Origin of the sequence: Calidifontimicrobium sp. SYSU G02091 (assembly GCF_022631395.1) — a bacterium.
Taxonomy (GTDB): domain Bacteria; phylum Pseudomonadota; class Gammaproteobacteria; order Burkholderiales; family Burkholderiaceae_C; genus Calidifontimicrobium; species Calidifontimicrobium sediminis.
The window spans coordinates 1-12,137 of record NZ_JALBGB010000050.1; the positions used below are offsets into that span (position 1 = coordinate 1).

Annotated in this window: 17 protein-coding genes and 1 pseudogene; 1 reads left to right on the forward strand and 17 read right to left on the reverse strand. The window is 67.9% G+C overall.

Features of this window, described 5'->3' with window-relative positions; translation table 11 throughout:
• From MOJ79_RS18110 to MOJ79_RS18185, 16 genes and pseudogenes are all read right to left on the reverse strand, one after another.
• A pseudogene (locus MOJ79_RS18110) lies at window positions 1-229 on the reverse strand (hypothetical protein); the annotation flags it as partial.
• A 3-nt stretch (window positions 230-232) separates the two neighbouring features.
• Window positions 233-649, reverse strand: a complete 417-nt coding sequence (locus MOJ79_RS18115) for a phage tail terminator protein (protein ID WP_241925414.1) — start codon at window positions 647-649, stop codon at window positions 233-235.
• The gene (locus tag MOJ79_RS18120) at window positions 646-1,158 is read right to left on the reverse strand and encodes a phage virion morphogenesis protein (protein ID WP_241925415.1); all 513 of its coding nucleotides are present in this window, start codon (window positions 1,156-1,158) and stop codon (window positions 646-648) included. The genes MOJ79_RS18115 and MOJ79_RS18120 overlap by 4 nt, the downstream gene beginning before the upstream one ends.
• Window positions 1,155-1,586: a DUF1320 domain-containing protein gene (locus MOJ79_RS18125; protein WP_241925416.1), complete on the reverse strand. Its 432-nt coding sequence runs from the start codon at window positions 1,584-1,586 to the stop codon at window positions 1,155-1,157. The genes MOJ79_RS18120 and MOJ79_RS18125 overlap by 4 nt, the downstream gene beginning before the upstream one ends.
• Before the next feature lies 1 nt (window position 1,587).
• A complete protein-coding gene (locus MOJ79_RS18130) occupies window positions 1,588-1,809 on the reverse strand; it encodes a hypothetical protein (RefSeq protein ID WP_241925417.1) in 222 nt (73 codons plus the stop codon).
• Window positions 1,810-1,815: 6 nt separating this feature from the next.
• Window positions 1,816-2,796, reverse strand: a complete 981-nt coding sequence (locus tag MOJ79_RS18135) for a major capsid protein (RefSeq protein ID WP_241925418.1) — start codon at window positions 2,794-2,796, stop codon at window positions 1,816-1,818.
• 31 nt (window positions 2,797-2,827) lie between these two features.
• Window positions 2,828-3,199, reverse strand: a complete 372-nt coding sequence (locus tag MOJ79_RS18140; protein ID WP_241925419.1) for a head decoration protein — start codon at window positions 3,197-3,199, stop codon at window positions 2,828-2,830.
• A 13-nt stretch (window positions 3,200-3,212) separates the two neighbouring features.
• On the reverse strand, window positions 3,213-4,172 hold the full coding sequence (locus MOJ79_RS18145) for a hypothetical protein (protein WP_241925420.1): 960 nt from the start codon (window positions 4,170-4,172) through the stop codon (window positions 3,213-3,215).
• Window positions 4,173-4,341: 169 nt separating this feature from the next.
• Complete coding sequence (locus tag MOJ79_RS18150; protein WP_241925421.1) at window positions 4,342-5,571, reverse strand: phage minor head protein; 1,230 nt, start codon at window positions 5,569-5,571, stop codon at window positions 4,342-4,344.
• The gene (locus tag MOJ79_RS18155) at window positions 5,562-5,861 is read right to left on the reverse strand and encodes a hypothetical protein (protein WP_241925422.1); all 300 of its coding nucleotides are present in this window, start codon (window positions 5,859-5,861) and stop codon (window positions 5,562-5,564) included. Before MOJ79_RS18155 ends, MOJ79_RS18150 begins: the two co-directional genes overlap by 10 nt.
• Window positions 5,858-7,015 (reverse strand): hypothetical protein, encoded by a 1,158-nt coding sequence (locus MOJ79_RS18160; RefSeq protein ID WP_241925423.1) that lies wholly within the window; start codon window positions 7,013-7,015, stop codon window positions 5,858-5,860. Before MOJ79_RS18160 ends, MOJ79_RS18155 begins: the two co-directional genes overlap by 4 nt.
• 3 nt (window positions 7,016-7,018) lie before the next feature.
• Window positions 7,019-7,822, reverse strand: coding sequence for a hypothetical protein (locus MOJ79_RS18165; protein ID WP_241925424.1), 804 nt, complete (start codon window positions 7,820-7,822; stop codon window positions 7,019-7,021).
• A gap of 2 nt (window positions 7,823-7,824) precedes the next feature.
• Window positions 7,825-8,232, reverse strand: a complete 408-nt coding sequence (locus MOJ79_RS18170; RefSeq protein WP_241925425.1) for a hypothetical protein — start codon at window positions 8,230-8,232, stop codon at window positions 7,825-7,827.
• Between the two features lie 6 nt (window positions 8,233-8,238).
• A complete protein-coding gene (locus MOJ79_RS18175; protein WP_241925426.1) occupies window positions 8,239-10,017 on the reverse strand; it encodes a phage portal protein family protein in 1,779 nt (592 codons plus the stop codon).
• Window positions 10,018-10,131: 114 nt separating this feature from the next.
• Window positions 10,132-10,521, reverse strand: a complete 390-nt coding sequence (locus MOJ79_RS18180) for a HepT-like ribonuclease domain-containing protein (RefSeq protein WP_241925427.1) — start codon at window positions 10,519-10,521, stop codon at window positions 10,132-10,134.
• Window positions 10,518-10,808: a nucleotidyltransferase family protein gene (locus MOJ79_RS18185; RefSeq protein WP_241925428.1), complete on the reverse strand. Its 291-nt coding sequence runs from the start codon at window positions 10,806-10,808 to the stop codon at window positions 10,518-10,520. The genes MOJ79_RS18180 and MOJ79_RS18185 overlap by 4 nt, the downstream gene beginning before the upstream one ends.
• A 163-nt stretch (window positions 10,809-10,971) precedes the next feature.
• Between MOJ79_RS18185 and MOJ79_RS18190 the strand changes: the two genes are divergently transcribed.
• A complete protein-coding gene (locus MOJ79_RS18190; protein ID WP_241925429.1) occupies window positions 10,972-11,514 on the forward strand; it encodes a S1 family peptidase in 543 nt (180 codons plus the stop codon).
• Here MOJ79_RS18190 and MOJ79_RS18195 read toward each other — a convergent pair.
• Window positions 11,480-12,137: type II restriction endonuclease (locus MOJ79_RS18195; protein ID WP_259374577.1), on the reverse strand; the 658-nt coding region annotated here is incomplete at its 5' end. The genes MOJ79_RS18190 and MOJ79_RS18195 overlap by 35 nt on opposite strands.

Consider the following 12,137-nt stretch of genomic DNA (forward strand, 5'->3'; position numbering starts at 1 on the left):
TCTCGGCCGAGAGATCTTCGAGCGTGCAGCTGAACTCGCCGTCCTTGCTCTTGATGAGCTGCAGGTCGGTCAGGCGCTGGCCCGAGTAGCTCTCCTTGTGCTCGATGGTCTCGACGCTCAGGCTGATCTTGAGGTCGGGCACATTGCCCACCCAGCGAAGCGCCAGCGGGTTGCCGTTGCTGTCGCGCGCGGCCAGATAGACGCGGCCCTGGCCAGAAAAGTAGCTCATGGCTTACTCCTTCGTGAGTTGAACTTCGCACGTGAACCGCAGCGGAAGCAGCGCCGCTGGCGGCTCGAAATCCACGCCTTGCGCACCGGCAAAGCGCAGCGGGCGCATGGCACCAGCCGGCTGCCAGCCGGCCAGCGCGCCAAAGGCGTCCTGCAGCATGTCCAGCGCGCCATGACGGGCGGCAGCGCCATCCTGCGGACGCATGGCATTGCGCGAGACGGCCACCACCAGCCAGCCCGCCTCGGCCACGGCGGCGTCGCGCGCAGACGCACTGTCCTTGACGGCGAGCCCGTCGAAGACCACGACGAACGCCGGCGCACGGACCTTTTCGAAATCGTCGGCGGACGTCGCCGCCAGCACTTTCACTCCCGTGGTGGCCAGGCGGTCGACGATGGCAGTCTCGACGGCAGCCAGGCTCACAGGGCCTCCATGTGGCGGCGGATGATGTCCAGGATCTCGCGGCGACCTTCGGGCGAAATGCCCATGAACGGGCGCGCCGGGATGCGCACCTTGCGCCCGCGGCCGGCCAGCCCGCCGAAGTGATGGATGGCGGCGATCCGATCGCGCTTGCCGCCACCTGCCGATACCGTCGCGGTGCTGTCGGTGACGGACGCGATGCGCACGCTGTCGCGCAGCAGACCGGTGTCCAGCAGTGGCTTCGCGCCCGTGGAGAACGTGCGCAGGGTCGCCGCGCGGCGCTTTTTGAGGCCTGCTGGCGCGCTGCGGCGCGCGCGTCCGATGATCGCCGCAGCCGTCAGCGGGCGCCACCGCTGTCCGTCTGGCGTCGTGGACGAGTCGAAGCGCTCCAGGATGTCGGAGCGGATGGCCTGGGCGATGGCGGCCATGGCCGGACGCAGGGATGCGGCACGGGCGGCCAGCCGCTGCAGCGCCTGCCGCACGTCGCGGTCGTCGTACTCGATGAGGATCACGGCCCCATCCCCTGCAGGGCGGCGTCCGTCATGACGCGCGCAGGGGCCCACCCTGCGGCCACGCCCACGGACCCGACCTGATCGCCACCGCCAAGCGCAAGACGCAGGCGGCCAGACGCAATGTCGCGCAACGTGGCCACGGCCCGCAGGTAGGCCACCGTCACCGGGTGCTCTTCAGGCAGATGCCGCTGGTAGAGGTTGTAGCGGGCCACGTCGCACACCAGGCGCTTGAGCAGCTCCGGCGCAGGGTCTGGAAGCGGCAGCGCGGCGACCGACATGACGTAGCCCAGCACCTCGGCTTCCGCATCGGCCAGCGCGGCGCTGACGGCGCCGGCGGTCTCGGCCCCGTTGCCGTCAAGGTCTGCGAGCTGCGCGATGTCCTGCGCGGACAGGCGCATCTCGAACTGGTCGCGGCCGAGGATGGGCATGTCAGGCCTGCGTCCTGAGGCGACGGCGCGCAGGCGCGGGCGGAATGTCAAGCATGCCGTCCAGCACCGGGTTGGACGTCCCGGCCGCCGGCACCTTGTCCAGCGTCCGCGCCGCACCCGCATCCAGCAGCAGCGCGGCGGCGGCATCGTCGATGTCCACCTGCACTCCGGGGCTGAGCGCCTGTCTGCCCAGCGTGGCCTGTTGCATCATGAGCAGCCGCATGGCCTGTCAGTTGCTGGTGACGACCTTGACCAGCGCGGCCGGCTGGTGGCACAGCGGCAGGCTGTTGCTCTGCGTGTGCAGAACAAAGCCGCGGTCGCCATCCTGCGCCCAGACCTTGGCGTAGAGGGGAAGCGCCACGGTGTTGACGGTCTCGTTGAAGTCCGCCGGCGCGAAGTAGGTGGCGAACAGGTCGGTGGTGCCGACCGGGATCGCGTGGCCTTCGTTGGCGGCGATGAAGCGCTGGCCGTTGACGCTGGCGCGATACTGCTCGAACACCACGCCGTAGACCTGAATCTGGTTCAGGGCCGAGGCCATGAACTGCTGGGCGGTGGGGGTGTTCTTGATGTAGTCCACCACCTGCGGGTGCACCACCAGCTTGGCCCAGAACTCCGGCGAGACGAACACGTGCACGCCGGTCATCGTGTCGCCCATCAGGTTGTCTTCGATCTGGTTGACCAGCGACTCGCACTTGGCGCGGATGTTGGTGGTGCTGGTGCCCAGCACGAAGTCCACCGACACCTGCGTCACGCCGAAGTGGCTGTAGAGGTCATACAGCACCGTGCCGGCGCCGTCGGTGACCACGCCCTTGATCGCACCGAAGCGCTTCCACTCCAGCGTCTGGTCGTGCTTGGCGCGCATGCGCTGGAGCCGATAGGCGATCTCGTCCTGCATCGAGGCCATGCCGTCTTCCTGGCCGAAGGCGCGGATGCCCATCACGTCCATCGGGTGTACGAAGTCCTCGTGCACCGTCTGCTTGATGCGGAACGACAGCGTGCGCCGGGTCGAGGCGCTGGCCTTGGTGCCCTCGCCGCCCCACTCGTGGTCGGGCAGCAGCGCCAGGCCAGAGCTGCGCTCCTCGATCACCACGTCGCGGGTGGCCAGCGGCCGGTTGCGGAAGATGCCCAGCTCGCCGATGCGGCCCCACTGGCGCGGCACCTGGTTGATGGCGGCGGTGAGCTCGCCGATGGTGAAGTCGGTGATGTTCATTGTGTGTTCTCCCTGAGCGGCGCCTGTGTGCTTACACGGTCTTGCGAGCCAGGATGCCCAGCGCCTTGAGCTGCGCGATGGCGGCATCCTTCTGGGCGTTGGTCGGACTGCCGGCCCACACCAGGTTGTCGCGGTCGACCACGATGGCGTGGCGGGCGACGATCACGCCGGGCTTGTCGCCGCCGGTGGCGTCCACCGCGTCGAAGGCGATGCCGACGGCGTTTTGCGTGCCATCGGAGGCGGCCGGGTTGAAGGCAGCGATCTTGCCGCTGGCGGTGATGCGGCCCACCACCTGGCCGGGCACCAGGTTCTGGCCGCTGGCGACGGTCACATCCTCGCGGCTGTAGCCGTGCGGGGCCTCATACTTCAGGAAGGCCCCGATGGTCTTGGTCATGGTCGGCATGGCGACGCTCCTTTCAGACGTTGTTCAGCGATGCCGCGCGGGTGCTGACGCGCTCGACGGCGGCCAGCAGCCCCTGCAGGCGGTCTTGCGGCTCTGGCCTGGCGGCGGCGCGGCTCATGGCTTGCGACGAGAACAGCGCCGGATTGGGCTGCGGGCGAGACGCCTTGGCCACAGCCTTGAGGTCGGCGGCGAAGGCGGCAAACGCCGCCTCGCTCATCTCCAGATACGGCTTGATCGCGTCGCCTTGCGGCGCGTCGCGGCCGATCTCATCGAACAGGGCGGAAAGCTGCTCGGCGCGGCGCTCGGTGCGCGCGCGCTCCAGTTCCGCCTGCAGGTTTCTGATCTGCTCCTGCAGCCCTGCAATCAGGGCTTCGTCTTCGGCAGTGCGAGACATGGTGGCTTGCTCCTTTGCGGGGCTGGGTTGAGAAACGGGGTCGAACGCGAAGCGCAGCGCGGCAGCAGACGTGGCAGGGTCCGCGCCTACCGGCACGAACGACACCTCGCGCACGAGCGGCTGCTCGAAAACGCCCGCCACGCGCACCTCGCGGCCGTTGACCATGAGCGGTTCCGAGACCTCGCGGAAGTTGGCGCTCATGCCCACCGACATCTGCAGCGGGAAGTCCGAGCGCAAGAGCGCCGCGATCTGGCGTCCGGCGTCGGTGGCGTCGATCACCTCGCCCTCGATGCGCAGGCCGGTTGCGCCGTCAGGCTGGCGGAAGCGGAAGATGCGCCCCTTGCCTGCGATGGCCTCGACGCTGGCCTGGTGGTCGACCAGCACCGGCAGCTCCTCGCCGTCGGCGTTCTGCAGGCCGGACAGGTCGATCACCACGTCGCCGTGCCAGCCGTAGGCCGGCACCACGCCGCCGGAGTAGGCGATGCCCTCAAAGCGCAGTGGCTCGCCTGCTGCCGGCTTCTGGGCCGGCCTGACGGCAAACGTCAGGGTGTGCAGGCTGGAGCGCCGGGTTTCATCCATTCCCGCCGATGGTGGCTGGCGGGGGCACGGCTGTCTGGATGAACGGGTTCACCGGGATTGGCGGTGTGGGCGCAGCGCGTGCTAGCATCAGCAACGTAACTGCGTGCCCTCATGGGCGGGACTCCTCATTCGAACGGCACGCGGGGACTGGGGGAACCCGTTAACCCAGTCACGCCTCCAGATAAGTCACAGACGCCGCATGGTTCAAAAGCCAGCGGCGTTTTTCTTTCAGATAGACGGCGCGCTTGTCATCGGCCACGAACGCCGTGACGCCTTCAGACCAGCGTTCGCGCGCGTCGCGCCTGAACACGGCAAGCGCCTCGAGTATTTCGCGGCCACGGGCGAACCTGCCCAGCAGGTACAGCTTCTCATCGCCGTCGTGCCTGATCCGCCAGACTTCCTGCGGCCGCAAAATGACCTCGGCCACATACAGCGCCCAGACATCGCGCCCGCGCTTGAACCACTTCCAGCGGCCTTCCAGGTCGCGGAACAAGGCGTCGCTGACGAACACCTCGTCGCCGCTGGCCGTGGGCACCCAGCCGCCAGTCTGCAGCAGTCCCAAGTGGCGCATGAAGGCTGCGTAGCCTTCCTCGGGGGAACGATAGTCCAGCCGCGGTAGCGTCACGCTGCGCGGCTCAGGCATCTGCCCCTTGCGCTCGATCCACGCCTGCTGCATCCGCGCGAAATCGCGGATCGGGCCGTCCTTGCACCACACCGGCTGGATCCTGGGAACGCCTTTCGCGAAGGCAGCGTCCCCAGTCGAGCACCGGTCCAGCTTTGCGTCCAGTGCCTGACGCAACCCGCGCCATGCGTCGCGCGGATCTGCGCCCCAGCCGTCGTCCGGTCCGCCTTCGGCCGGCAGGGGCTGCGTCACGCCGCCGCGGCGCTGGGCTTCGCGGGCCGACACCGACCGCAAGCTGCATCTGCAGCGAAAGCCGCATGGCGGCGTCCAGCGCTTCCACAGCGGATCGCCCACCGGCCTGATGACGCCATCCATCGCCAGGTGCGAAGGCCGGGTGCGGCTGTCGTTGATGGCGTCGTACATCAGGAACGGCAGGTCATCCGATGCCTCATCAAAGCGCCGCCAGTGCCCGGCCATGTAGGCCGTCTGCACGGCGTTGCGGTAGATGGTCTCGAGCCGGTGGCGCGGCAGGCGCCAGTCCTGCCCGCCTGCCCAGCGCCGGAAGTCCTCGAACGTGCCGCCATCGGCCTGGAACCTCGCCAGCGCGTCGGCCACGGCCTGCACCTGATCCAGCCGCGCGAGACCCGAGGCGGTAAAGGCCAGCGCGCGCTTCTCTGCAGGAAGGCGGTAGAACTCCTCAGGCAGCATCACGCGCTGCGCGCGCGCCTGCGCCACCTGCCTGTCGAAGTCTGCGTCGAAGTCAATCGTCACAGCCATCGGTGGCCCCAAATCAGGATGTCGTCACGGCGGCGCGCAGGAGTCTGGTCGATGGCGGGCGCGGCGCCACGGCGGCGGCGCAGGCTGCGCGATGGCAGAGAGGCATTCGCTGCGTGATCGTCTTGTTGCGCTTCGGCCAGCAGGTGCTGCCAGGCGGCAGCCGCTGCGATGCCGGATCGGCCGGCCAGAATGGCGCCGGCCGTAGTGCCTTGGCCGATGGCCAGCAGCAGCGCGCCGGCCGCCCCATCGCTGCCCGCAAGCTGCCGCAGCCGCTCGCCTGCGGTGATCATGGAAGGCTCCTGGCCCACACGGCGTGGGCGATGGCAGCGATCTCGTTGGCAGAAAGCGCGTGGTAGCCGTAGGCGATGGCCGGCGCGTCGGCGAGCGGCAGCGTCTTGGCCCAGACGGCGGCGGCGATCTCGTCGATGGCGACGGCGGAGAGCACGCGCGCGTCAGCGATGGCGCCATGCGCGCTGCAGACGGCCGGATCAAGCAGCGCCGATCCATCCGCACGGATTTCGAGCCGGCCATCTGCGACGCATGCCGCATCGTCGAGCAGGCCTGCGTGCAGCGCGGCCATGGGCAGCGCCGCATCGGCGGACGAGGCGGCATCGTCGAGCATGATCGCCGCAGCGCCGGAATTGAACAGCGCGGCGGAGGCTGCCAGTTGCGCGTCGGCGAGGTTCGCCGCGCCGTAGCCGGTTGCCATTGCGCCGCCGGCAGCGGAGAGCTGCGCGTCGTCGAGCGCGAGCGCCAGGCTGGCGGCGATGGCCAGCCGCGCCTCCGAGGCAAGCAGCACGGCCTGCAGCACGCTCTCCCCGGCAGCGCCGATTGGAAGATCGGCGTCGCCGCTGCCGGTGGCGTCGTCGAGCACGCGCGCGAGGCTGCCGCCAATGGCCAGCCGCCCATCAGAGGCAAGCGTCGCCGATCCGAGTGCCGCGGCGAACTGCCCGGCAATGGCGAGCTTGCCGGCGGATGCCGCATGCGCCGCATCGAGCGTCGCGCTGCCAGCCGCGCGGATCGCCAGCGCGGCTGAGGACGCCGGCGTCGCATCCTCGAGCGCGGCATCCAGGCTTCCGGAAATGCCCGCCTCCAGTTGCCCGGCCGCATCCAGCGTCGCCGCGCCGAGCGTCGCCGATCCAGACCCGGCAATGGACAGCGTTGCAGCACCGCCGCCGGTCAGCGTCGCCAGCGTGACGGCAGACGCGCCGGAGATGGCAAGCCCCGCAGCGCCGGCGAGCGTTGCCGCACCTAGCGTGCGAGACAGCGCACCGGAGATCGGACCGCTCGCGGCCGGCGCAAAAAACCAGTCCGACCAGATCGCCGCATCGGCCGCGTCGCGGTCTGATGCCAGCATGAGCTGGCGCAGCGGAAGGCCGCCGCGCAGCAGGCGCTTGATGAACCATGCCGAGCGCGTCTTGCTGCCCAGGCCGGAGACGGCCATCGCTTACCCCTGGGTGATGACCATCTGCCCGCTGATGTTGCTGGCCGTCGTGGTCGAAGGGACGAAAATCAGGAAGGGCACGGTGTCGTTGAACAGGCGCGGGAAGCCCGAGGTCAGCGCATCGATGGCGGATGGAACGTTGGCCGCAGTCAGTTCCAGCCGCGCGAGTTCCCGGTAGGCCACCAGCGAAGCCGCGCCGGATGTCCACGTTGCCGATAGCGTGAATGTCTGGATCGATCGCACGCCACGGTCTCCAGCTGCCAGACCGATCGGGTAGAACGCACCGATTGCAGATGTCGCTACGCCAGTCAATATGCCGGTGCCAGTCTTGCCCGCCACGCCATCCTGGTTGGTGTAGCTCATCGTGAACGTCGGCGTGCCCGCCCCGGTGGCCGTTGAGACCTCCAGGCCAATCATGACCTGCTCGCCGTTGCTTGTGCCGAGTGCATCGCGCGCTGGCCACGCCACCGAGTTGATTGTCTGCGCCGTGGTTGCTGTGAGGCTAAGCCCGCTGTTGTGCCAGAGACGATCAGCCAGGATCAGCGTGCCGGCGATGGTGGCTTGCGCCTGCAAGCGTGCGAGGTAGCTGTTGCCGGACGGCGGATTTCTGAACGGCAGTTGACCGGCGTAGCTGGTCAGCGCAGCGCCTGAAAGTCCTGGCGTCGGCGCCACGGCAGCACCAGGCATGCCGCTCAGATAAAACAGCGAGTGCGGGCGGCCCGCGACCAGTGACGGAGTCGCGGCCTTGGCGAAGGTGACCGGCGGCAGCATGCCGGCCAGCGCGCCGTCGAGCGTCGTGATGGCCATGATCAGGCGTTGCCGTCGGTCAGCGTGAAGCTCGTGACCGTGAACTGCTGGCCGGTGGCAAAGTTGACGTTATCGACCTGTAAGTCGCCGCCGCCACCCGTCGCCGTCACGGTCCCCTGCATGTGGCACGTGGTGCCGCTGGAGTCGTAGATGCGGAAATGCCCGGCCGTGCCGGACGCATCGGCGCTGCTGTCCTGCCACGTGCCGGACATGCTCTTGCTGCCGCTGGCGGCGTTCCCCATCCAGTCGGACGGAAGGTTGAGCGTCGCCAGCACGGTGCCTGAATCAGCCGTGGCACACGAAGCCGGCGCCGCGCCGGTTCGGATGCGCATGATTGCCGACGCGCCGATGGCCGTCTCGATGGCATCAAGGCGTGCGTTGCGAACTGCGACAGAGAACTGAATGGCCATGATTGATTACTCCTCGTAGCGTGTGATGGTTCGGGTGACTTCGCCGGACTCGTCGCGCTCGACGGTCTGGACAGCGACCTTGGGGTGCGTCGGCACGACCACGGTCTCGCCGGCGCGAGCCTCGACGTTGACCACCGGCGCGGGCTGAGGCGGCACGTGCACGTCCACCTGCACGGTAGGCGGCGCGGATTCCATGCGTACCTCGACCGGCTGCGGCGGCACCTGCACCGTGATCGGCGCGTGCAGGTTGATGGCAGGCTGCGCGGCCGCCTCGGCCTTCGGCTCAGAGCCAATGGCCTCGCGCTTCGCGGCGGCATAGCCCATGATCTCGGCGGCGAACATCGCTCGCTCGAGCGTCTGTCGGAACGTGCGGTCGTCGGCGTCGGCCAGCACCACCGCGAGCCGCTCCATCAGGTCTTCCGGATCGCGCGCCGCGCGGATGGCGCTGGCAATCGAGCCGGGCGCGATCGGCCCGCCGCCAAGATCGAGCAGAGTGCGTTCGATCTCGTCCTCGATGGCCTGCTGCGCGGCGGTGAACCGGCGGCGGTCGGGCTTGGTGCTGTCCGGGCGCTTGTCGGCCAGCGTGACGAGGCTGGCGGATGTCGCGGCTGGCTGGCCATCGCGACCCATGCCACCTGCGCCTGCGTCGGCGATCGCGGCGGCCTCCGCCGGAAGCTCCTCGAAGTCGTCGGACTCCAGACCGTACTTTTCCTCGAGGTAGGTGCGTGTGAAGCGCAGCATGCCGGCCTTGACCAGAATCTCGTCGCGCTCGGCGCGCTCGCGCTCCAGACCGCGCGGGTCTTCCAGCACGATGCGCCCACGCGGCAGGCCGTTGACATCCGCGAGCAGGTCGGCCACCTGCTGCAGCGCCTTCGTCACAAGGCGGATGTCGGCGCGGCGCTTTTCGTCGCGCACGCGCTCGTGCACCTCGCCCAGCGCCCGGTTGCCGCTGCCGCCGTCGGTGCCGGATGTGAGCGTCTGACCCAGGATCAGGCGCTGGATGCGGCGGCAGATGGCAGTCTCGAACTCGGTGAACTTGTTGGGGCTGTTGCCAGGCTGGTCCAGCGCCTCGAAGCTGTCCAGGTTGTTGATCACCGCCACCGGACCGGCCGAGAACGTGCGCAGCAGCTCCAGCAGCGGCTGTTTGTCGCCGTCGGTCTTGCCGACCATCAGGGGGATAGCGGCATGCTCGAGAAACTTGGCCCACATGCGCCAGCCGTGCGTGCGGAAGAACCACGGCCAGTAGGCCTTGGCCAGCAGCGCCTCGCCATGCGGCTTGCGCAAGGACGGCTCGCTGACGGTGAGCACGAAGCCGCCGACGGCTGGCTGGCCGTCGTCACGCCACAGCAGCGCGCCGCCTGGCCGGATGCTGAACCACTCGAACGGGCAGGCCACCGTCTGCGCGATGCGGATGCGGCCTGCGTCTTCGGTCAGCACCACCTCCTGCACGGCGTAGCCGAACAGGATGGCGTCCCAGGCGGCGCTGAGGATGTTATGCGCGTGAGGCTCGAGCGCCTCGGTCAGGAAGGCGCGGGCTCGCGTCTGCGGATGCTCCACGCGCCATGGCGTGTTGACGCAGGCATGGCGGCGCGTCTCGACGGCCGCGCTGATCTCGTCGTCGGCCAAGAGTGCGCGCAACTTCGTGCGCTGGATGCCGAGCTGCTGCAGCAGGTCGTCGTAGTCTCCGCTGGCCAGCCAGCCGAAGCGCGCCAGCGCGCGCTCGATGGCGATGGAGGAACCGAAGGCCGGAAGTGCGTCGCCCCTGATGCGGTCAGGCAGAGCCATGCGCCGCATGATGCGGCGGCGTCGGATTCGGCGTCAGGCGGAACGGGTTCATTCTTGAGCGTCTGGCCGACAACTTCAACAGGGAAGTAGCTGCTGTGCTTTTTGCTGTTGCACTCATGGCGCGTACACGCAATCGGCGTCGCCATTGAGTAGATTCTCGGCAAGCTCGCTCACCTGCTGATACATGCCCGGTAGATCGCGGTGGATCGTCCTCCAGACGATCTCAAGGTCCACCTTGAAGTAGCCATGCGCGACGGCATTTCGCATCTGGTATGCGACTGACAGTGGCAACTCAGGGTGGTCAGCCGCAAAGTCTGGGTAGTGCTTTTCGATGTTGTGGCTGGCCTCGCCGATGATCTCAAGGTTGCGGATCACGGCATCCTGCACCAACTGGCTGTTCAAGAAGCCTACTTCGTCCATGTCCTCGGTGTAGCGGTCGATCCGCTTGATGGCCTCGAGGATGTGGGATAGGTAATCTGCCAGCCGTTGCTGGTCACGGCTCATATCGGGCGAGCCTGTGCGAGAACCGAGTCGCGAAAGCGATCTGGCAAGGCGTTGGGGGTCAGAACATCCACCGGCACGCCAAGCAGCTTGCCAAGTTCATGGCGGATCGCTCCGATGTCGAACAACGTTGTCTCCGGCGTCGGATCGATGAGAATGTCGAGGTCACTACCGTCGATATCTTGTCCGCGCAGCACGGAGCCGAAGACCCGGGCATTGCAAGCGTGGTGAGACTCGACCACACGCCGAATCGCGGCGCGGTTGGCGGCCAAGGCTTCAGATGGCTTCACGTCGTCTTCTCCCGCGACAAAATCCGCTGTCCGCGAACTTGGCTTGCACCTCGGCTGCGGGGATCACACGGCCTGCTTTGGCTGAGGCTAGACCAACCTGCGCATGGCGACGAAGCCAAGCGTCCTGCAATTTGCATCGTAGCACGGCGATGGTGGCCCCGACATGGGCTTGCTGCGTCGCGCAAGCCGCGCCTGGGGCAGCACGCGCCGCGGCGCGTGGTGTCGCTCATCCCGCCTGGCCGCCGGCGCGCGCGCTGTTGAGGGCCAGCAGGCGCGCCAGGATTTCCTCGTCGGGTATCTGGGGCGTGTCGTCCGCCCAGCCGTAGGCGGCGGCGACCGCCGCATCCAGCGCCGCGTGCGCCTGGGCAAGCCAGGCCGGGCGGTGACGCCAGCGCCTGCCATGCCCCGGCAGGGTCAGGCCATCGCGGCCGTGGGCGCGCCCAACGGCTGGGGCTTTTCCCTGTCGGCCGGGATCGTGAGCCGCTACGGCGAGGCCTCCGGGATGTTCCAGACGCAGCCCATGATGCAGATCGACGCCCCTGTGACTGGCGGCAACTCTGGCGGCCCGGTGTTCAACGCCAGAGGCGAGGCTGTGGGAATGGTCAGCTTCGGCAAGGGTGCATTCAATCAGGCCGTGCCTATCGGCCAGGTGCTGGAGGTGGCGGATAGGATCAGGCGTTCTGCCTTTGCTTCACCAGCCGGGTGAATGACTCCACATCCATGAGCCAGGCCTGCTGTGCCGCCGTGTAGGTCGGGTGCAGGCTCCTGGGCAGCACAAGCTGAACCCGTTCAGCCTTCATCTCGTCCGTCTGGTTCTCGCTGATGCTGGGTTCAAGTGTCAGGAGGTGCTTGTCAGGAATGCGGGCGGCTTCGTTGAGGATTTGCCGCCACCTGTCCTTGCAGGTCGATTTCGATGCCAGCATTGTCAGCCTTGCCTGTGGGAAGGCCGCATTGTGGTAATGGCTGATGCCCGGAAAGATGAAGTCAGGTTTCAGGTTGTTTTCGGTGACGCCGGTTCGCGTGTAGGTCACGCCGTGATCGGTGAACACCTGTTCAAGATGGTTTTCCAGCGCCGAGCCGGCCCGTGATTTCCTGCGTTGCAGGGCGCTTTGAACCAGCTTGATAAAGGGTTCCGTGTCCTCGATGCCGGACTGCGTGAGGCTGCGCAGCTTCTCGCCGAGCAGGTGCTTTTCGAGCGTGCGGAACAGGATTTCTTCCCGTTCCATCCATGCGACCAGCGCGGCTCTATGCCGTTTTGTGTGGAAACGCTTCGCGTCATGTTGGCATCGCCGGCGCGAACGGACTGGCCGGCAGGTGCTTGAGCTTGGA